General features: G+C 71.6%; 19 protein-coding genes and 1 pseudogene. 8 read left to right on the forward strand and 12 right to left on the reverse strand.

What is annotated here, in order from left to right; translation table 11 throughout:
• Positions 1–264 precede the first annotated feature (264 nt).
• A complete protein-coding gene (locus tag NX794_RS18310) occupies positions 265–915 on the reverse strand; it encodes a DNA-3-methyladenine glycosylase (RefSeq protein WP_258779635.1) in 651 nt (216 codons plus the stop codon).
• 100 nt (positions 916–1,015) lie between these two features.
• Here NX794_RS18310 and NX794_RS18315 point away from each other — a divergent pair, with 100 nt between their 5' ends.
• From NX794_RS18315 to NX794_RS18325, 3 genes are all read left to right on the forward strand, one after another.
• On the forward strand, positions 1,016–1,798 hold the full coding sequence (locus NX794_RS18315) for a sporulation protein (protein WP_258779636.1): 783 nt from the start codon (positions 1,016–1,018) through the stop codon (positions 1,796–1,798).
• A 45-nt stretch (positions 1,799–1,843) separates the two neighbouring features.
• Positions 1,844–2,383, forward strand: coding sequence for a YbhB/YbcL family Raf kinase inhibitor-like protein (locus tag NX794_RS18320; protein ID WP_258779637.1), 540 nt, complete (start codon positions 1,844–1,846; stop codon positions 2,381–2,383).
• 144 nt (positions 2,384–2,527) lie between these two features.
• On the forward strand, positions 2,528–3,034 hold the full coding sequence (locus NX794_RS18325) for an HNH endonuclease (RefSeq protein WP_258779638.1): 507 nt from the start codon (positions 2,528–2,530) through the stop codon (positions 3,032–3,034).
• 101 nt (positions 3,035–3,135) lie between these two features.
• Here the strand turns inward: NX794_RS18325 and NX794_RS18330 are convergent, their stop codons facing one another.
• From NX794_RS18330 to NX794_RS18340, 3 genes are all read right to left on the reverse strand, one after another.
• The gene (locus NX794_RS18330) at positions 3,136–4,101 is read right to left on the reverse strand and encodes an SPFH domain-containing protein (protein WP_258779639.1); all 966 of its coding nucleotides are present in this window, start codon (positions 4,099–4,101) and stop codon (positions 3,136–3,138) included.
• 159 nt (positions 4,102–4,260) lie between these two features.
• Positions 4,261–4,692: an NfeD family protein gene (locus tag NX794_RS18335; RefSeq protein ID WP_258779640.1), complete on the reverse strand. Its 432-nt coding sequence runs from the start codon at positions 4,690–4,692 to the stop codon at positions 4,261–4,263.
• A 66-nt stretch (positions 4,693–4,758) separates the two neighbouring features.
• A complete protein-coding gene (locus tag NX794_RS18340; RefSeq protein WP_258779641.1) occupies positions 4,759–5,556 on the reverse strand; it encodes an ABC transporter ATP-binding protein in 798 nt (265 codons plus the stop codon).
• Positions 5,557–5,705: 149 nt separating this feature from the next.
• On the opposite strand from NX794_RS18340, the gene NX794_RS18345 reads away from it, so the two are divergent.
• The gene (locus NX794_RS18345; RefSeq protein ID WP_258779642.1) at positions 5,706–6,494 is read left to right on the forward strand and encodes a hypothetical protein; all 789 of its coding nucleotides are present in this window, start codon (positions 5,706–5,708) and stop codon (positions 6,492–6,494) included.
• Between the two features lie 54 nt (positions 6,495–6,548).
• On the opposite strand, the gene NX794_RS18350 is transcribed toward NX794_RS18345, so the two are convergent.
• From NX794_RS18350 to NX794_RS18365, 4 genes are all read right to left on the reverse strand, one after another.
• The gene (locus NX794_RS18350) at positions 6,549–6,788 is read right to left on the reverse strand and encodes a chaplin (protein WP_258779643.1); all 240 of its coding nucleotides are present in this window, start codon (positions 6,786–6,788) and stop codon (positions 6,549–6,551) included.
• A 205-nt stretch (positions 6,789–6,993) separates the two neighbouring features.
• A complete protein-coding gene (locus NX794_RS18355) occupies positions 6,994–7,239 on the reverse strand; it encodes a chaplin (RefSeq protein WP_258779644.1) in 246 nt (81 codons plus the stop codon).
• A gap of 170 nt (positions 7,240–7,409) precedes the next feature.
• Positions 7,410–8,051, reverse strand: a complete 642-nt coding sequence (locus NX794_RS18360) for a response regulator (RefSeq protein WP_258779645.1) — start codon at positions 8,049–8,051, stop codon at positions 7,410–7,412.
• Entirely contained in the window at positions 8,044–9,213 is a 1,170-nt protein-coding gene (locus NX794_RS18365; protein ID WP_258779646.1) for a GAF domain-containing sensor histidine kinase, read from the reverse strand. The genes NX794_RS18360 and NX794_RS18365 overlap by 8 nt, the downstream gene beginning before the upstream one ends.
• Before the next feature lie 230 nt (positions 9,214–9,443).
• Between NX794_RS18365 and NX794_RS18370 the strand changes: the two are divergent.
• The 3 genes and pseudogenes from NX794_RS18370 to NX794_RS18380 all read left to right on the forward strand — a co-directional run bounded on the left by NX794_RS18370 (position 9,444) and on the right by NX794_RS18380 (position 12,261).
• Positions 9,444–10,137, forward strand: a pseudogene (locus tag NX794_RS18370) (SDR family NAD(P)-dependent oxidoreductase).
• On the forward strand, positions 10,134–11,240 hold the full coding sequence (locus NX794_RS18375) for an S-adenosylmethionine:tRNA ribosyltransferase-isomerase (RefSeq protein WP_258779647.1): 1,107 nt from the start codon (positions 10,134–10,136) through the stop codon (positions 11,238–11,240). Before NX794_RS18370 ends, NX794_RS18375 begins: the two are co-directional and overlap by 4 nt.
• A 301-nt stretch (positions 11,241–11,541) precedes the next feature.
• The gene (locus NX794_RS18380) at positions 11,542–12,261 is read left to right on the forward strand and encodes a transglycosylase SLT domain-containing protein (protein ID WP_258779648.1); all 720 of its coding nucleotides are present in this window, start codon (positions 11,542–11,544) and stop codon (positions 12,259–12,261) included.
• Between the two features lie 102 nt (positions 12,262–12,363).
• Here the strand turns inward: NX794_RS18380 and NX794_RS18385 are convergent, their stop codons facing one another.
• Entirely contained in the window at positions 12,364–14,961 is a 2,598-nt protein-coding gene (locus tag NX794_RS18385; protein ID WP_258779649.1) for an ABC transporter ATP-binding protein/permease, read from the reverse strand.
• 577 nt (positions 14,962–15,538) lie between these two features.
• Here NX794_RS18385 and serB point away from each other — a divergent pair.
• A complete protein-coding gene (gene serB, locus NX794_RS18390) occupies positions 15,539–16,762 on the forward strand; it encodes a phosphoserine phosphatase SerB (RefSeq protein ID WP_258779650.1) in 1,224 nt (407 codons plus the stop codon).
• A 122-nt stretch (positions 16,763–16,884) separates the two neighbouring features.
• On the opposite strand, the gene NX794_RS18395 is transcribed toward serB, so the two are convergent.
• The 3 genes from NX794_RS18395 to NX794_RS18405 form a co-directional block, all read right to left on the reverse strand.
• Positions 16,885–17,403: a SixA phosphatase family protein gene (locus NX794_RS18395; protein WP_258779651.1), complete on the reverse strand. Its 519-nt coding sequence runs from the start codon at positions 17,401–17,403 to the stop codon at positions 16,885–16,887.
• Positions 17,404–17,481: 78 nt separating this feature from the next.
• Positions 17,482–17,688: a hypothetical protein gene (locus NX794_RS18400; protein ID WP_258779652.1), complete on the reverse strand. Its 207-nt coding sequence runs from the start codon at positions 17,686–17,688 to the stop codon at positions 17,482–17,484.
• A 179-nt stretch (positions 17,689–17,867) separates the two neighbouring features.
• Entirely contained in the window at positions 17,868–17,987 is a 120-nt protein-coding gene (locus tag NX794_RS18405) for an SGM_5486 family transporter-associated protein (RefSeq protein WP_258779653.1), read from the reverse strand.
• Positions 17,988–18,047 lie beyond the last annotated feature (60 nt).

Genomic DNA, 18,047 nt, shown 5'->3' on the forward strand with positions numbered 1-18,047 from the left:
CTTTCGGCGTCCGATTCCCGGTCGGCGGGATTGTCTGGGGCTTTTGGGCTTTCGCCCGTCGGCCTTTCGACATTCACTACGTTAGCCGATCTCCGCCGCGACTCATAATCGAGTCTTCCGAGTTCGAATTCGGGCACGCGAGCGCGCCGAAATCGACCCCTGCGAGGGGTGATGACTAGGTAGTGGGTTGGCCGCTCCGGCTGCAGGCGATCGCCGTACCCGGTTCAGCGGCTTGGGATACATTACGCACCTTCGAGGACTCCGTCAACTTCGCCTGCGCCGGGGCACATGGGCCCGGTAGGGGCTGACGGTCGGATCGTCGGCGAGCCAGTAGCGCCAGGGGTGCAGGTCGCCGCTTCCGCCCTCGCCGGCGACGCCGGTGCGCGGGCCGGTGCGTACCTGGTGGGAGGGGACGGGGGTGCCGGTCAGCATCCTCAGGGGGGTCTCGCCGGTGGTGCACGCGTCCGTGCCGTCCAGGGCTCGGTCGACCTCCAGGGCCGTGGCGAGGCGGGCCGGGCCCTTGGCCAGTTCCCTGTCGTTGCGGGCCGAGGGCCGGCGCTTCCGGGCGAGTTCCACGCCCTCGATCACCTCTCCGGCGCGGAGCAGCACGGCGCTCGCCTCGCCCTCGGGGCCGCAGACCAGGTTCATGCAGTGCCACATGCCGTAGGTGAAGTAGACGTACACGTGTCCGGGGGGTCCGAACATCACCGCGTTGCGGGGCGTGCGGCCCCGGTAGGCGTGCGAACCGGGGTCGTTGGGGCCGTCGTAGGCCTCGACCTCGGTGAGGCGGAGGGCGATGGGGCCGTCGGGGGTCGTCCGGACCAGGATCCGCCCGATCAGGTCGGGGGCGACCTCCAGGATCGGGCGGTTGAAGAAGTCACGAGGCAGTGGCGTACGGTCCGGGGGCGCGATCATGCCGTCCGAGGGTAGCCCAGACGGGTCACCGTTCCGGCGGAACCGGCCGGGGGCGCAGCGCGTTTGTACCGGGCGAGGGTCCATTCGTAAAGGGAGAGTCATGGCGTTCAAGAAGCTGCTCGCGAGCCTCGGGGCCGGTGGCGCCTCGGTCGAGACGGTGCTGACGGAGGTCAACGTCGTACCCGGCGGTGTGGTCCAGGGTGAGGTGCGGATCCAGGGCGGGTCCGTGAACCAGGACATCGAGGGTCTGTCGGTGGGTCTCCAGGCCAAGGTCGAGGTGGAGAGCGGCGACGAGGAGTACAAGCAGAACATCGAGTTCACGAAGGTGCGGCTCGGCGGCGCCTTCGAGCTGCGGGCCGGTGCCGTGCACGCGGTGCCGTTCGGTCTGGAGATCCCGTGGGAGACCCCGGTCACGATGATCGACGGACAGTCGCTGCGCGGGATGAACATCGGTGTGACCACCGAGCTGGCGATCGCGCGGGCCGTCGACTCGGGTGACCTGGACCCGATCAACGTGCACCCGCTGCCGGCGCAGCAGGCGATCCTGGACGCCTTCATCCAGCTCGGTTTCCGCTTCAAGAGCGCGGACATGGAGCGCGGTCACATCCGGGGCACCCGGCAGCGGCTGCCGTTCTACCAGGAGATCGAGTTCTTCCCGCCGTCGCAGTACCGCGGTCTGCACCAGGTCGAGCTGAGCTTCGTCGCCGACGAGCACGCGATGGACGTCGTGCTGGAGATGGACAAGAAGCCGGGCCTGTTCAGCGAGGGCTCGGACACCTTCCGCTCGTTCCAGGTCGGTCTGGACGACTGGCAGGGGACCGACTGGGCGGCCTACCTCAACCAGTGGCTGTCCGAGGTCGGCAGCAGGCGTAACTGGTTCTAGGCTCGGGAACCAGTGGTTCCAGATCATCGATCAGGAGGTACCGAGGTGACCGAGCTCAAGCGGCGGCCGCTCCCCCATGACTTCCATCCCCCCGTGCCGTCGTTCACGGTGACGAGCGCGGACGTCCGGGACGGCGAGACGCTGGGGAGTGCCCAGGTTCAGGCGGAGGGCGACACGTCGCCGCAGCTGCGGTGGGAGGGCTTCCCGCCGGAGACCAAGAGCTTCGCCGTGACCTGCTACGACCCGGACGCGCCGACCGGCAGCGGGTTCTGGCACTGGGTGCTGTTCGACATCCCGGCCTCGGTGACGGAGTTGCCGGCCGGTGCGGGCGGCGGCACGTTCGAGGGACTGCCCGAGGGCGCCGTGCACGCGCGGAACGACTACGGGTCGAAGGAGTTCGGGGGTGCCGCTCCGCCGCCCGGGGACGGCCCGCACCGGTACGTCTTCACGGTGTACGCGGTGGACCAGGAGAAGCTGGGTCCGGACGCGGACGCCTCCCCCGCCGTCGTCGGCTTCAACCTGCGGTTCCACACCCTCGCGCGGGCCCAGCTCATCGGTGAGTACGAGGTTCCCGCTCAGGGCTGACCGTTCATGGAACGTTTGCCCGTCTCCGGTCTTGGAAGTGATCGGAGGCGGGCATTTTTATTGCGTTGTCCATCCTGGCGCGCCCGTACAGAGTTGAGCCGAGCCCGCCGGGGGGTGGGCAGGTGCGCACGGGAGGTGGGCTGGATGCGGGACACGCTGGTGCTGAACGCGAGCTTCGAGCCGCTGTCGACGGTGACCCTGAACCGCGCCGTCGTCCTGGTGCTCCAGGACAAGGCCGTCGTCGAGCAGGCCCACCCGGAACTGCGCATGCGCGGTGCCGAGGTGGAGATACCGGCGCCACGGGTGATCAGGCTCTGCCGGTACGTACGGGTGCCGTTCCGAAGACAAGCCCCGTGGTCGCGGCGGGGGGTGCTGGTCCGGGACCGGCACCGGTGCGCGTACTGCGGGCGGCGGGCGACGACCGTGGACCACGTGGTGCCGCGGGCGCAGGGTGGGCAGGACACCTGGCTGAACACGGTCGCCGCGTGCGCGGAGGACAATCACCGCAAGGCGAACCGGACTCCGGTGGAGGCGGGGATGGCTCTGCTGGCGGAGCCTTTCGAGCCCACTCCGGCCGACGCGATGCTGCTCGCGCTGGGGGCCGAGGAGTTCGAGGCGCTGCCTGAGTGGCTGGCTCGGGAAGCCGCCTAGGCATCCGGGGGGCTTTGTCCGGCGGCGGCTGCGGGTGTCGTCGGTTGTTCGCGTAGTTCCACCCGCGCCCCTGGCAGGGCGCGGGTGGAACTGCGTGGCCGCTAGTCGATGCGGGGCTTCTCGCGGCGTTCCGTGCCGGAGGTGCCGGTCTGTGGCGGGACGGACGCTCCGCCGCCGTTGCCTCCGCCGCCCAGGGGGCCGAAGTTGCCCATCGCTCCGGAGAGGCCCTTGAGGGCGTCGCCGATCTCGCTGGGGACGATCCAGAGCTTGTTGGCGTCGCCCTCGGCGATCTTCGGGAGCATCTGGAGGTACTGGTAGGACAGCAGCTTCTGGTCCGGGTCGCCGGCGTGGATGGCCTCGAAGACCGTGCGGACGGCCTGGGCCTCGCCCTCGGCGCGCAGGGCGGCTGCCTTGGCCTCACCCTCGGCGCGCAGGATCTGGGACTGCTTCTCGCCCTCGGCGGTGAGGATGGCGGCCTGGCGCGTGCCCTCGGCGGTGAGGATCGCGGCGCGCTTGTCACGGTCGGCGCGCATCTGCTTCTCCATCGAGTCCTGGATGGAGGTGGGCGGTTCGATGGCCTTGAGTTCCACGCGGTTGACGCGGATGCCCCACTTGCCGGTGGCCTCGTCGAGGACGCCGCGCAGGGCCGCGTTGATCTCCTCGCGGGAGGTCAGGGTGCGTTCCAGGTCCATGCCGCCGATGATGTTGCGCAGCGTGGTGACGGTGAGCTGCTCGATCGCCTGGATGTAGCTGGCGACCTCGTAGGTGGCGGCCCGGGCGTCGGTCACCTGGTAGTAGATGACGGTGTCGATGTTCACGACCAGGTTGTCCTGGGTGATCACCGGCTGGGGCGGGAACGGTACGACCTGTTCGCGCAGGTCGATGCGGTTGCGGATGGTGTCTATGAACGGGACCACGATGTTGAGGCCCGCGTTCAGGGTGCGTGTGTAGCGGCCGAAGCGCTCGACGATGGCGGCGCTGGCCTGTGGGATGACCTGGATGGTCTTGATCAGGGCGATGAAGACCAACACCACCAGAATGATCAGGACGATGATGACCGGTTCCATCGTGTTCCCCGTACCCCTCTCCGCCGTGGCGCCCTCGGCAGATCTCGTCGTTGTGGCAGATCCGGTGTGGCAGATCCGTTGTAGAAGATCTTGCTGGTCGAGTCTGACAGACCGTCGTCCGTCCCGTGGGCCGGATGCCCAACTCGCGCGTGCGACGCGTCAGATGACGATCGCGGTGGCTCCTTCGATGTCCACGACGTCCACCTCCTGGCCCACTTCGTAGGCGCGGCCGGTGTCGAGGGCACGGGCCGACCAGATCTCCCCGGCGAGCTTGACGCGGCCGCCGGCGCTGTCGACGCGTTCCAGGACCACGGCCTGTTTGCCTCTCAACGCGTCGACGCCGGTGGCGAGTTGGGGGCGCTGTCGGCTGTGGCGGGCCGCGATGGGCCGGACGACCGCGATGAGGGCGACGGAGACGAGGACGAACACGAGCACCTGGAGGACGGCGTCGAAGCCGAGGCCCGCGGCGACCGCGGCGGCGACGGCGCCGACCGCGAGCATGCCGAACTCCGGCATCGCGGTGACCACGAGCGGGATACCGAGCGCCGCCGCGCCGACGAGCCACCACACCCATGCGTCTATGGCGTTCACATGGTCATGGTAGGGCCGCGGTGGGATGGCGGACAGGGCGCCCAGGGGGCGGGCCGGGGTGCCGGGTCAGGACAGGGGCAGGCCGTGCGCGGTCCAGCGGTCGCCGACCTGCTCCACGACGAGCGGGAGGCCGAAGCAGCGGGAGAGGTTGCGGGAGGTCAGCTCCAGCTCGATGGGGCCGGCGGTGAGGACCTTGCCCTGGCGGATCATGAGGACGTGGGTGAAGCCGGGGGCGATCTCCTCGACGTGGTGCGTGACCATGATCATCGAGGGGGCGATGGGGTCGCGGGCGAGCCGGCCGAGGCGACGGACCAGGTCCTCGCGGCCGCCGAGGTCGAGGCCGGCGGCGGGCTCGTCGAGGAGGAGCAGCTCGGGGTCGGTCATCAGGGCGCGGGCGATGAGGGTGCGCTTGCGCTCGCCCTCGGAGAGGGTGCCGAACTTCCGGTCGAGGTAGTCGCTCATGCCGAGGCGGTCGAGGAAGGCGCGGGCGCGCTGTTCGTCGACGTCCTCGTACTCCTCCTGCCAGCCGGCGGTCATGCCGTAGGCGGCGGTGAGGACCGTCTGGAGCACGGTCTGGCGCTTGGGGAGCTTGTCGGCGAGGGCGATGCCGGCCACGCCGATGCGGGGGCGCAGTTCGAAGACGTCGGTGCCGGGCCTGCCGAGGGTCTCGCCGAGGATGGTGGCGGTGCCCTTGCTGGGGTAGAGGTAGCTGGAGGCGACGTTGAGGAGGGTGGTCTTGCCGGCGCCGTTCGGGCCGAGGATGACCCAGCGCTCGCCCTCCTTCACCGACCAGGAGACCTGGTCCACCAGAGCCCGGTCCTCACGGACCACGGATACGTCCTGAAGCTCCAGAACATCGCTCATGAGCGCGTTGTCTCCCCTTGCAGTGTGGCCGGTCTCGGCTGTCGCGTACGCCTGTGGCTCGGTCCGCCGCGCCGGTGGGCGGGCCCCTATGAAATCTACGCCACGAGTGCCCCGCTCCATTCCATCGGTCCTGTCCTTAGGGTGGGGGCATGCTCTCGGAATCGCGTTCAGGACGCCTCGCCGCTTGGGGAAACGCCCTTTTGGCCGGACTTGTCTCGCCGGACGACGCCGCGCTCGCCATCGTGGGCGAGGACGCCGTGCACCGGGTGGCGGGGCTGCCCGGGGACCCGGGTCAGGTGGGGCTCACGCTCGCGCTGGGGCGGCTGCGGGCGCTGGGGGCGACCGGGCTGCGGCTCGCGCTGCCGGCGCCGGGTCATCCGCTGGGGCTGAGCGGTCCGCCGGAGTTCAACGCGCGGGCGCTGGAGGCCGAGGAGGCGGTGGTCTGTTTCGGTGCCGCGTTCGGGCTGGTGCCGGAGGTGTCGGAGGCCGGTCCCGCGGGTGATGTGCACGCCGAGGTGGTGTGGCGGGTGCTGCCGGTGCGGGAGGCGCCGCCGGCCGACGTGCCGTCGCTGGGTGAGGCCGAGCGGGAGCTGGCGGAGGCGCTGCGGGAGGCGACCGAGGTGCTCTCGAAGCTGGATGTCGCCGGGTCGGGTCCGGTGGCGGAGGCGGCGATCGACGCGTACCGGGCGCGGGCCGAGCGGGGCCGGGAGGTGCTGGCGCCGGGGTATCCGCCGCGGGCGGTGCGGGTGTTGGAGCTGGCGCAGCGGGTGGGGCTGCTGGTGTCGCTGGCGTACGACGGCGGGCACGGGGGCGCGGTGAGCGCGGCGGAGATGGCGGCGCGCGGTGCGGCGCTGCGGCCGGTGGAGCGGACGGCGCGGCGGGCGCAGGTGGCGGCGTACAACTCGGTGGTGGAGGAGCGGGAGCGCGGGGTGCGCTGACCGGTGGCTCCCGGAGCCGTGTCGCCCCGGGAGTCCTGCCTCGGTTCCGTCGCGTCAGTGGTTGACGGAGGTGTTGCCGAAGGCGGGGTTCAGAAGTCCGATCACGTCGATGGTCAGGCCGCTGGCGTTGACCGGGACGTCGAGCGGGATCTGGGCGACGTTGCCGGAGGCGACGCCCGGGGACTTGACGGCCGCGCCCTGGGCGTCCGCGTCGGCGAAGGCGGCACCGGCGGACGCGCCCGCGGCGATACCGGCGACGGTGACGGCGACGGCGGCCTTCTTGGCGATGTTCATGGAACGGGTTCCTCCTGCTCGGCTGGTCCGACCCGGCCGTGGGTCGTGCGCTGGTCAACGCGGGAGGCGTGCGCGGGGGTACGGCGGCTGGGGGGACGCGCTCCGTTCGGGGCAGTCGGATGACAAGCCGACCGGGAGGCGGGGTCCGGAGACCGGGCAGGCCCCCCGGTGACACCCGGGGGGCCTGGGGCGGCTGCGGCCGGTCTCAGTGGTTGAGGCCGAGGTTGCCGAAGGCCGGGTTCAGCACGCCGATGACGTCGACGCTGTTGCCGACCACGTTCACCGGGACGTCCACCGGGGCCTGGACGGCGTTGCCGGAGACGACACCCGGGGAGCCGACGGCGGTGCCCGCGGCGTGGGCGCCGTCGGCGGCGGAGGCCATTCCGGTACCGGCGGCGAGCAGGCCGCCGGCCACCATGGTCACGGCCGCTGCCTTCTTCAGGTTCTTCACTTTCAGCCCCTCCTGGACGTTCGCCACGGCGGTTCGCCGCGGCACGCACTGGAGAACGGCGGAGATCACCGGAGGGTGCGCCATCCGGGTGACATTCCCACGACGGTATGAATCTCGGTCCGGGCCGCAACCTTTCATATGGTCGTGAGTACTTTCGTATGGAGAGCGCTTCACCTGGTCATGCCGTGGCGTACGGCCCACAGCGCGGCCTGGGTGCGGTCGGCGAGGTCGAGCTTCATCAGGATGTTGGAGACGTGCGTCTTGACGGTCTTCTCGGACAGCACCAGCGCGCGGGCGATCTCGCGGTTGGAGCGTCCGTCGGCGATCAGACCGAGCACCTCGCGTTCGCGTTCGGTGAGCGAGCCGCCCCTGCCCTGGCCGCCGCCGGCCTCCTCCTGGGCGAGCAGGGCGCCGGCGACCTCCGGCTGGAGCAGGACGTGTCCGGCGTGCACGGAGCGGATGGCACCGGCCAGGGCGTCGGGGTCCACGTCCTTGTAGACGTACCCGGCGGCGCCGGCGCGCAGGGCGGGCACGACCGTGCGCTGTTCGGTGAAGCTGGTGACGATCAGCACGCGCGCGGAGTTGTCCAGTTCGCGGAGTCTGCGCAGGGCGTCGATGCCGTCCGTGCCCGGCATCTTGATGTCCATGAGGACGACGTCCGGCCGCAGTTCCTCGGCGCGGGCGACCCCCTCGGTGCCGTCGGCGGCCTCGCCGACCACCTCTATGTCGTCCTGGACCTCCAGGAAGGTGCGCAGTCCCCGGCGGACGACCTGGTGGTCGTCGACCAGCAGCACCCTGATCGCCTCAGCCACCGGGAACCTCCATCTCGATCGTGGTGCCCTCGCCGGGCGCCGACGCCACGGTCAGTGTGCCGCCGACACCGCTCGCCCGGTCCCGCATGGAGACCAGGCCGAGATGGCGGCCGGCGCTGCGCACGCGCCCCGGGTCGAAGCCGCCGCCGTCGTCGGTGACGCGCAGGACGGCGCCGGGGCCGCGGCGCTCCACGCTCACGTCGACGTGTGCGGCGCCGGAGTGGCGCAGGGCGTTGTGCAGGGCCTCCTGGGCGACCCGCAGCACGGCCTCTTCCTGGGCGGCGGGCAGGGCGCGGAAGGCGCCGCCGGTGAAGGTCACGCACGCGCTGTGGGCGCGGTCGAGGACCTGGGCATGGGTGCGCAGGGTGGCGAGGAGGCCGTCCTCGTCCAGGGCGGCGGGCCGCAACTCCACGACAGCGGCGCGCAGTTCGTCGGCGGCCTCGGCGGCGAGGGCGGTCACCTGGTGGAGTTCGTCCTTGGCGCGGGCGGGGTCGCGGTCGACGAGGGCGGTGGCGGCCTGGGCGGTCAGGCGCAGGGAGAAGAGCTTCTGGCTGACGGCGTCGTGCAGTTCGTGGGCGAGGCGGGAGCGTTCCTCGGCGATGGTCAGCTCGCGGCTGCGTTCGTAGAGGCGGGCGTTGGTCAGGGCGATGGCGGCGTGCTGGGCGAGGAGGGCGAGCAGTTCCTCGTCCTCCTCGGTGAAGCCGCAGCTCCGCTCGCCCTCGGCGTCTGCCGGGTGGTCCGCGCGGGGGCGCTGCTTGTTGGCGAGGAACAGCGCGCCGATGATGTCGTCGCCGTCGCGGATGGGCAGGCCGAGGAAGTCGGCGAGGTCGGGGTGGGCGGCCGGCCAGCCCTCGAAGCGGGGGTCCTCGCGCACGTCGGCGAGGCGCTCGGGCTTCGCGTCGTGGAGCATCGCGGCGAGGATGCCGTGCTGGCGGGGCAGCGGGCCGATGGCCTTCCACTCGTCGTCGCTGACGCCGTCCACGACGAACTGGGCGAAGCCGCCGTGATCGTCCGGCACACCGAGGGCGGCGTAGCGCGCGTCGAGCAGTTCGCGGGCGGAGGCGACGATCGTCTTGAGGACGTCGCGCACCTCCAGGTGCCTGCTCATGGCCAGCAGCGCGGCGCTGACCGCGACGAGGCCGGACCGGGGGCCTTGACTCATGTCCTCACGGTACCGGCGGGGTGTGACAGCGCGGATCGGACCGGTGACGGCGTGACCTGGGCCGCTGGGCCTAGGTCGCGCGGAGTAGGCCGGCGGACCCGGGGTCCGGGTCTACGCCGAAGGGACCCCGTGTGCTGCGGCTCGCGCCTGAGGTGGCCCGGTGGGGTCCGTTCCTACGGTGTGATCACCGCCCCGGACGGGCGCGGTGAGGCGACGAGGGGACGGATGTCATGCCGGTAGCGATCATCACGGGCGCGTCGAAGGGGCTGGGGCGGGCGCTGGCCGGTGCGCTGGCCGCGCGGGGCTGGGATCTGGCTGGACGCCCGGGGCGCGGCGGCACTGGAGGAGGCGGCGCGGTCGCTGGCCGGGCACGGGACGCGCGTGGTGGCGCTGCCGGGGGACGTCGTGGACGCCGGGCACCGCAGGGCGCTGGTGGCCGCCGCGTGGGACCTGGGCGGCGTCGAGCTGCTGGTGAGCAACGCGAGCGCGCTGGGTGCCGAGCCGCTGCCCCGGCTGGCGGAGCTGCCGCTGGAGGGCCTGCGGCGGGCGCTGGAGGTGAACGTGACGGCCGCGCTGGGCCTGGTGCAGGAGGCGCTGCCCCTGCTGCGGGTGGCGCGGGCAGGCACGGTGATCGCGGTCAGCTCGGACGCGGCGGCTAAGGCGTACGGCACCTGGGGCGGTTACGGCGCCTCGAAGGCGGCCCTGGACCAGCTGATGGCGGTGCTGGGCGTGGAGGAGCCGGAGCTGCGGGTGTGGGCGGTGGACCCCGGGGACATGGCGACCGACCTGTACGCGGCGGCCGTACCGGACGACGACGGGCCGCGTCCGGACCCGGCGGAGGTGGCGCCGGGTTTCCTGCGGCTGCTGGACGAGCGGCCGGCGAGCGGGCGGTACGCGGTGCCGACTCTGGTGGCGGGGCGATGAGGACGGCCCTGCGGATACCGGCGGAGCTGTCCGCGCGGGTGCCGGCGGAGCAGCGCGGGCCGGGGCTCGGCCGGGACGCGGTACGGCTGCTGGTGTCGCGCGGCACACAGGTGGCGCACCACGCGTTCGGGGAGCTGCCGGTGCTGCTGCGGGCCGGTGACCTGCTCGTGGTCAACACCTCGCCGACGCTGGCGGCCGCCGTGGACGGGCGACTCGGGCACGCGCGCGTGGTGGTGCACTTCTCCACGCGCGGGGACGACGGCCGCTGGGCGGTGGAGCTACGGGCGCCGGACGGGCGGGGCACCACTACGCGCGCGCGTGCGGGTGTACGCGCGGGGAGGGAAGTGGTCCTGCCGGGTGGCGGACGGCTGGTGCTGGAGGGGCCACTGGTGCCGGAGAGGCCACTGGGCGCGGGCGGGGAGCGGCTGTGGTGGGCGCGGGCCGAGGGGGCGGTCGTACCGGAGGTGCTGCGGGCGCACGGGCGGCCCATCCGGTACGCCTACACCGAGCGGGACCAGCCGCTGTCGGCGTACCAGTCGGTGTTCGCGCTGCCCGCGCCGGACGGGGCCGGGAGCGCGGAGATGCCGAGTGCGGGGCGGCCCTTCACGGCGGCCCTGGTGGCGGAGCTGGTGAGCCGGGGGGTGCGGTTCGCGCCGGTCACGCTGCACACGGGGGTGGCGTCGGCCGAGGCGCACGAGCCGCCGTACCCGGAGCGGTTCGTGGTGCCGGCGGCGTCGGCGCGGGCGGTGAACGCCGTGGTGGCCGAGGGCGGGCGGGTGATCGCCGTGGGGACGACGGCGGTGCGGGCCGTGGAGTCGGCGACGGGGCCCGACGGGCTGGTGCGGGCGGCCGGGGGGTGGACGGACCTGGTGGTGACGCCGGAGCGCGGGGTGCGGGTGGTGGACGGGCTGCTGACCGGGCTGCACGAGCCGCAGGCCTCGCATCTGCTGATGCTGGAGGCGGTCGCCGGGCGGGCCGCCGTCGGCCATGCCTACGAGGAGGCGCTGCGCGGGCTCTACCTGTGGCACGAGTTCGGCGACATGCACCTCATCCTCCCGGAGGAGACCCCTCACGCAGGGGATTGCAAGGGCAACTCAGGGTGAGAACAGGCCGTCCCCGATGTGAGGCCGCACATAGGGCCCACATCACGTACGAAAGGACATAGGAGACAACACACCCCCTCCCTAACGGGGCAGACGCCACGTTCTGTCCCGTTTTGCCCTTCCCTGATCCACTAAAGGGGATCGTACGTCACACCTTTGCCTGGGCATTTTGCGCCAGCTAAGAATTGCTCTCGTCGCTCAGCGCTGTGGGTTTCCGGCCCGCAGCGTTCGTGCGGGAGGAACCGATCCCCCGGCGGACGCAGGAGAGCGACCTCCGCGCTACAGAAGAGGTCCATCAGCCATGCCCAAGAACATCCTCACCCGAGCTTATAGTCGTACCCTGACCAAGCAGCACAAGATCGCCATCGCCGGCGTCGCCGCCCTCGGCACCGCCGCCCTGGCCTTCACCACCGTCCCGGGCAACGACCACACCGTCACCACCGGCGCCCCCGCCGCCAGCGCCCAGGTCGCCTCCAGCACCGCCCTGAAGAACGTCAAGGGCACGGTCACCGACCAGCTCGCCGGCCAGACGGTCAAGCTCGACACCTACGCCGCGCAGAAGAAGGCCGCCGACGCCGCCGCGAAGCAGAAGGCCACCGCCGAGGCCGCCAAGAAGGCTGACCGGCAGCGCGCCGTCCAGGCCGCCGCCAACCGCTCCGCGCAGCGCGTCGACATGCAGCCCGTCGCCGCCAAGACCTACGCGAACAACCTCGACGGCTGGATCCGCCAGTCCCTGGACATCATGAAGTCCAAGGGCATCCCGGGCAGCTACCACGGCCTGCACAAGAACATCATGCGGGAGTCCTCGGGCAACCCGATGGCCATCAACAACTGGGACGTCAACGCCATCAACGGCATCCCGTCCAAGGGCCTGCTCCAGGTGATCCCGCCCACCTTCAAGGCGTACCACGTCGCCGGCACCTCGTGGAACATCTACGACCCGGTCGCCAACATCACCGCCGCCGCCAACTACGCGGCCGACCGCTACGGCACGATCGACAACGTCAACAGCGCGTACTGAGGTCGGCGCGGACCTCTGACGTAACGACGTGACGCGGAAGGGCGGCACCCCTCGGGGGGATGCCGCCCTTCGCGCAACCGCGAGACCGCGGGACCGCCCGCGCTACTTGCGCATGACCTCCGGCTCGTGGCGGCGCAGGAAACGCGCCACCAGGAAACCGCAGGCCACACCGAGCGCGATCAGCGCCACCATGTCCAGGCCCCAGGCCGCCGCCGTGTGGTCCCACAGCGGGTCGGTGCTGCCCGGGTCGTCGGTGTTCGGGGCGATGTCGTTGAAGTCCAGCGTGGCGCCCGCCGCGGCCACCGCCCAGCGCGACGGCATCAGGTAGGAGAACTCGTTCACGCCGAGCGTGCCGTGCAGCGTGAACAGGCAGCCGGTGAACACGACCTGGATGATCGCGAACATCACCAGCAGCGGCATGGTCTTCTCCGCGGTCTTCACCAGCGAGGAGATCACCAGGCCCACCATCATCGAGGTGAAGCCGAGCGCCATGACCGGCAGGCACAGCTCGAACAGCGTCGAACCGCCGAGCACCAGCCCCTCGTCCGGGATCTCCCGGCTGGAGAAGCCGATCAGGCCCACCATCAGGCCTTGGAGCACCGTGACCGCGCCGAGCACGACCACCTTCGACATCAGGTACGCCGAGCGGGACAGACCGGTCGCGCGCTCCCGCTCGTAGATCACCCGTTCCTTGATCAGCTCGCGCACCGAGTTCGCGGCACCGGCGAAGCACGCGCCGACGGCGAGGATCAGCAGGACGGTGGTGGCGGTGCCGTTCGGCACATGGGCGCCGGTCCTCGGATTGACCGCCTCGTTGACCAGCAGGCCGCGCTCGTGGTCGATCAGCAGGCTGACCGCGCCGAGCACGGCGGGCAGGATCACCGTCAGCGCCAGGAAGCCCTTGTCCGAGACGATCACCGACACATAGCGCCGGACCAGGGTGACCAGCTGCGAACCCCAGCTCTGCGGCTTGGGCGGCTTCATCGCCTGCGGTGGCGGCATCGGTACGGCCTGCGGGGCCACCGCGTCGATGTCCGCGGCGTACAGCTGATAGTGCTGCGAACCCTTCCAGCGGCCCGCCCAGTCGTAGTCACGGTAGTTCTCGAAGGCGGAGAAGACGTCGGCCCAGCTGTCGTAGCCGAAGAAGTTCAGCGCCTCCTCCGGCGGGCCGAAGTAGGCGACCGCACCGCCCGGCGCCATCACCAGCAGCTTGTCGCACAGCGCCAGCTCCGCCACCGAGTGGGTGACGACGAGGACCGTACGGCCGTCGTCGGCGAGGCCGCGCAGCAGCTGCATGACGTCGCGGTCCATGCCCGGGTCCAGACCGGAGGTCGGCTCGTCCAGGAAGATCAGCGACGGCTTGGTCAGCAGCTCCAGGGCGACCGAGACCCGCTTGCGCTGGCCGCCGGACAGGGACGTGACCTTCTTGTCCTTGTGGATGTCCAGCTTCAGCTCGCGCAGCACCTCGTCGATACGGGCGTCGCGCTCCTGCCCGGTGGTGTCGGCCGGGAAACGCAGCTTGGCCGCGTACTTCAGGGCCTTCTTGACGGTCAGCTCCTTGTGCAGGATGTCGTCCTGCGGGACCAGACCGATGCGCTGGCGCAGCTCGGCGAACTGCTTGTACAGGTTGCGGTTGTCGTACAGCACCTCGCCCTGGTTGGCGGGCCGGTAGCCGGTGAGCGCCTTGAGCAGGGTCGACTTTCCGGAACCGGACGGGCCGATGACCGCGATCAGCGACTTCTCCGGGACACCGAAGGAAACGTCCTTGAGGATCTGCTTGCCGCCGTCGACCGTGACGGTCAGATGCCGCGCGGAGAAGGAGACCTCGCCGGTGTCGACGAACTCCTCCAGGCGATCGCCGACGATCCGGAACGTGGAGTGGCCGACGCCGACGATGTCGCTCGGGCCGAGCACCGCCGAGCCGCCCTTGGGGATCGGCTGGCCGTTGACGTACGTGCCGTTGTGCGAACCGAGGTCGCGGATCTCGAAGCGGCCGTCGGGAGTGGCGTGGAACTCAGCGTGATTCCGGGAGACCTGGAGGTCGGAGACGACCAGCTCGTTCTCCAGGGCACGGCCGATGCGCATCACACGGCCGAGCGCGAACTGGTGGAACGTGGTCGGGCTGCGGTCGCCGTGGACCGGCGGCTCCCCCGCGGCGCCGCCGGGCGCCTTCTGCACCGGCTGCTCGCTGGGGCCGGTCTGGTGCGGGAACTGCTCGCCGGGGCCGGTCTGGTGCGGGAACGCGGGCGCCTGCTGGTTCTGCTGCTGCCAGTTCGGCTGCGGCTGCTGGGCAGGCTGCGGCTGCTGCGGTGCCGCCTGCTGCTGGGCCCAGCCGGGTGCGCCGGCGCCCTGGGCCGCGTACGGCGCCGCCGCCTGCGGCTGCTGTCCCGGGGCGCCGACCGGCGCGGTGGCGGCGGTCAGATCCAGCCGCGGTCCGTCGGTCGCGTTGCCGAGGTGCAGCGACGAGCCCGGGCCGATCTCCAGGTGCTGGATCCGCTGTCCCCGCGCGTACGTGCCGTTGGTGCTGCCGTGGTCCTCCACGACCCAACTGCGGCCGTCGAAGCTGACCGTGGCGTGCCGCCATGAGACCCTGGCGTCGTCGAAGACGATGTCACCCTGCGGATCACGTCCCAGGGTGTAGGGCCTGGACGCGTCGAGCGTCCAGGTCCGTCCGTTTGATTCCAGTACGAGTTCCGGCACCGCAAGCCCCACTGAGTTGTCCCCCGAATTACCCCCGACACAGGGAGTCTAGGGATGTCGAACATCGTGGGGAACTATTCCAGGCTCGGCGCTCTGACCGAAACCCGGGCCTTGCGAAGGAAGCCGATACGCGCTTCGGTCCGCCCTGTTGACAGGGTGGCCGCCCGGTGCGCTCTGCGGCCGGGGCTCGCGACCACGCCGGCCCTGCCGCCGCTCGCCTGGCTGACGAGCCTCTCCAAGGACGCCACCGGCAGCAAGCTGTGCTTCCAGGCGCAGGAGGACGTACGGGACGCGCCACCGCCCGCCCCCGGGTACGACGTCTACGGCGCCCCGACCCTCGCCCGGCCCTTGGACGACCCCGAGTGGCCGCCCTCTCCCCCTCCGCCTCCGGGCAGGCCTCGTGGCGGACAGCGCGCCGGTGACGAAGACCGGGAACGGGGAGAACGCGCCCACCTGGCCGTTTCCTGGCACAGTCGAAAGGGACCCGGCACGGGCCGCCGGGTGGCGTGCCGTTCCGTGTCCGTCAGGCGGACCTCGGGGGCGGGAGGCACCGGGTGCCGGATACGGTGGTGGAACCATGAGCGCTTCGCAGACCGCCGCTGGGGAGACCCCCGAGGTCCCCACTGTCCTCGTCAAGATCTTCGGCAAGGACCGGCCGGGCATCACGGCCGGCCTCTTCGACACCCTTGCCGCCTACATGGTCGACGTGGTCGACATCGAGCAGGTCGTCACCCGGGGCCGGCTGGTGCTGTGCGCGCTGGTGACGCCGCCGCCGGCCGGGCTTGAGGGTGACCTCAGGGCCACCGTGCACAGCTGGGCCGAGTCCATGAAGATACAGGCGGAGATCATCTCCGGGCACGGGGACAACCGCCCGCGCGGCCTCGGCCGGTCCCTCGTGACCGTGCTGGGGCATCCGCTCACCGCCGAGTCGACGGCCGCCATCGCCGCGCGGATCGCGAAGGCCGGCGGCAACATCGACCGTATCTTCCGGCTCGCCAAGTACCCGGTGACCGCCGTGGAGTTCGCCGTGTCCGGGGTGGAGACCGAGGCGCTGCGCACGGCCCTGGCCTCCGACGCGGCGGCACTGGGTGTCGACATCGCCGTCGTCGCGGCGGGCCTGCACCGGCGCGCCCAGCGGCTGGTGGTCATGGACGTCGACTCGACCCTCATCCAGGACGAGGTCATCGAGCTGTTCGCCGCGCACGCCGGGTGCGAGGACCAGGTCGCCGAGGTGACGGCGGCGGCGATGCGGGGGGAACTGGACTTCGAGCAGTCGTTGCACGCCAGGGTGGCCCTGCTGAAGGGGCTGGACGCCTCGGTGGTGGAGAAGGTCCGCGCCGAGGTCCGGCTGACCCCGGGCGCGCGCACCCTGATCCGCACCCTGAAGCGGCTCGGCTACCAGGTGGGCGTCGTCTCGGGTGGCTTCACCCAGGTCACCGACGATCTGAAGGAGCGGCTGGGTCTCGACTTCGCGCAGGCCAACACGCTGGAGATCGTCGACGGCAAGCTGACCGGCCGGGTCACCGGCGAGATCGTGGACCGGGCGGGCAAGGCCCGGCTGCTGCGCAGGTTCGCCGCCGAGGCCGGAGTGCCCCTGTCACAGACGGTGGCGATCGGTGACGGCGCCAACGATCTGGACATGCTGAACGCGGCCGGTCTGGGTGTCGCCTTCAACGCCAAACCGGTGGTCCGCGAGGCCGCGCACACCGCCGTGAACGTCCCCTTCCTCGACACGGTGCTCTACCTCCTCGGCGTCACCCGCGAAGAGGTCGAGGCGGCGGAGACGCACGACGAGGACTGACGGTGGCCGGCGGGGGCCGGGGCACCGGGGGACTGAGAGGGAGAGGCCTGGGAGGACCGGGCGGGACGGTGCCTGAGGGTGGCCCCCCTCCCCTCCCGCCTGGTCGCTTGGCCGTCTCTCTCTTACTCCGAGGGTGCCCAGTACTCCGAGAGCGTGGCCGTGCCCGGTTCCAGGCTCTTCCAGGGGCCCTCGTAGGTCAGCAGGGCGAAGCCGGCGGCGGGGAAGCCGCGGCGGTTCATGCGGTCCCGGGCGTCGCCCTCGGCCGCGCCGGCCAGGATCTCGGCCAGGCCGTGCACGCCCGGGTTGTGGCCGATGAGGATGACGGTGCGCACGTCGTCCGGGGTCTCGTTGAGCAGGGCGATCAGCTCGCCGGGCGAGGCCTCGTAGACCCGCTCCTCGTAGGTGGTGCGCGGCCGGTGCGCCAGCTCGTGGACGGCGAGCTTCCAGGTCTCGCGGGTCCGGACCGCGGTGGAGCACAGGGCCAGGTCGAAGGTGATGCCGGTGTCGGCCAGCTTGCGCCCGGCGACGGCGGCGTCCATCCGGCCCCGCTCGGCGAGTGGGCGCTCGTGGTCGGACACCGGGGGCCAGTCGGCTTTCGCATGCCGGAAGAGGACGATCCTGCGGGGTTCAGCGGCGCTCATGAGTCCCAGCTTCGCACGAAACAGGCCATGCGGCGCAGGGAGTTGACATGCGCTTTCACCCTCGGGGAGGGCACCACGTCAGCGCGCGAGGAGATGCTGGGCGTGCTCCACGACGCGGGCGACCGCCGGGTCACCGCTCGCCGCGTGGGCGTCGGAGGGGTTGAGTATCAGTCCGAGCAGCACGAGGAAGGCGAGGGCGGGGAGGGCGAGGGCCCACCAGGGCAGCCGGATGTCGACGCCGCCCGGGGTCGCCGGGTGGGGCCGGGAAAGGGTGCGGGCGGGCATGGTCGCCTCCGTGGGTGCTTCGAGCGGGTCGGTGTCCGCGTGCCGCGGTCACCTCTCGAAGGTACGGATGCGGGGGCCCTCAACCCATCCGGTATCCCACCCAGTTGACCCTGACCCTGGCCCCCTAGGGGATGGGGGGTCAGCACCACCATGGGCGGGCCGTCAGCCGGGGGCGGCCGTCACGGTGACGCGATGATGGCGATGATCGCGATGACGGCGAAGATGGCGAAGAACGCGCCGAAGACGAGGAGCAGCTTCTTCTGGCCGTTCTGCGGGTTCGGGTCGAGCACAGGCTGCATGCGTCCAGTGTCCCATCCCCGGGCCGGGCCGCTCCGCCGGGGTCGGTGGCGGGGCGGCCG

The sequence above is a fragment of the Streptomyces pyxinicus genome (assembly GCF_024753135.1).
GTDB classification, from domain to species: domain Bacteria; phylum Actinomycetota; class Actinomycetes; order Streptomycetales; family Streptomycetaceae; genus Streptomyces; species Streptomyces pyxinicus.

Excerpts from the sequence above, each read along its gene's own strand:
- NX794_RS18365 (WP_258779646.1), bottom strand. The coding sequence starts at position 9,213 with ATGAGTCAAGGCCCCCGGTCCGGCCTCGTCGCGGTCAGCGCCGCGCTG.
- serB (WP_258779650.1), top strand. The coding sequence starts at position 15,539 with ATGAGCGCTTCGCAGACCGCCGCTGGGGAGACCCCCGAGGTCCCCACT.
- NX794_RS18375 (WP_258779647.1), top strand. The coding sequence starts at position 10,134 with ATGAGGACGGCCCTGCGGATACCGGCGGAGCTGTCCGCGCGGGTGCCG.
- NX794_RS18405 (WP_258779653.1), bottom strand. The coding sequence starts at position 17,987 with ATGCAGCCTGTGCTCGACCCGAACCCGCAGAACGGCCAGAAGAAGCTG.
- NX794_RS18400 (WP_258779652.1), bottom strand. The coding sequence starts at position 17,688 with ATGCCCGCCCGCACCCTTTCCCGGCCCCACCCGGCGACCCCGGGCGGC.
- NX794_RS18380 (WP_258779648.1), top strand. The coding sequence starts at position 11,542 with ATGCCCAAGAACATCCTCACCCGAGCTTATAGTCGTACCCTGACCAAG.
- NX794_RS18395 (WP_258779651.1), bottom strand. The coding sequence starts at position 17,403 with ATGAGCGCCGCTGAACCCCGCAGGATCGTCCTCTTCCGGCATGCGAAA.
- NX794_RS18330 (WP_258779639.1), bottom strand. The coding sequence starts at position 4,101 with ATGGAACCGGTCATCATCGTCCTGATCATTCTGGTGGTGTTGGTCTTC.
- NX794_RS18345 (WP_258779642.1), top strand. The coding sequence starts at position 5,706 with ATGCTCTCGGAATCGCGTTCAGGACGCCTCGCCGCTTGGGGAAACGCC.
- NX794_RS18325 (WP_258779638.1), top strand. The coding sequence starts at position 2,528 with ATGCGGGACACGCTGGTGCTGAACGCGAGCTTCGAGCCGCTGTCGACG.
- NX794_RS18310 (WP_258779635.1), bottom strand. The coding sequence starts at position 915 with ATGATCGCGCCCCCGGACCGTACGCCACTGCCTCGTGACTTCTTCAAC.
- NX794_RS18315 (WP_258779636.1), top strand. The coding sequence starts at position 1,016 with ATGGCGTTCAAGAAGCTGCTCGCGAGCCTCGGGGCCGGTGGCGCCTCG.
- NX794_RS18350 (WP_258779643.1), bottom strand. The coding sequence starts at position 6,788 with ATGAACATCGCCAAGAAGGCCGCCGTCGCCGTCACCGTCGCCGGTATC.
- NX794_RS18340 (WP_258779641.1), bottom strand. The coding sequence starts at position 5,556 with ATGAGCGATGTTCTGGAGCTTCAGGACGTATCCGTGGTCCGTGAGGAC.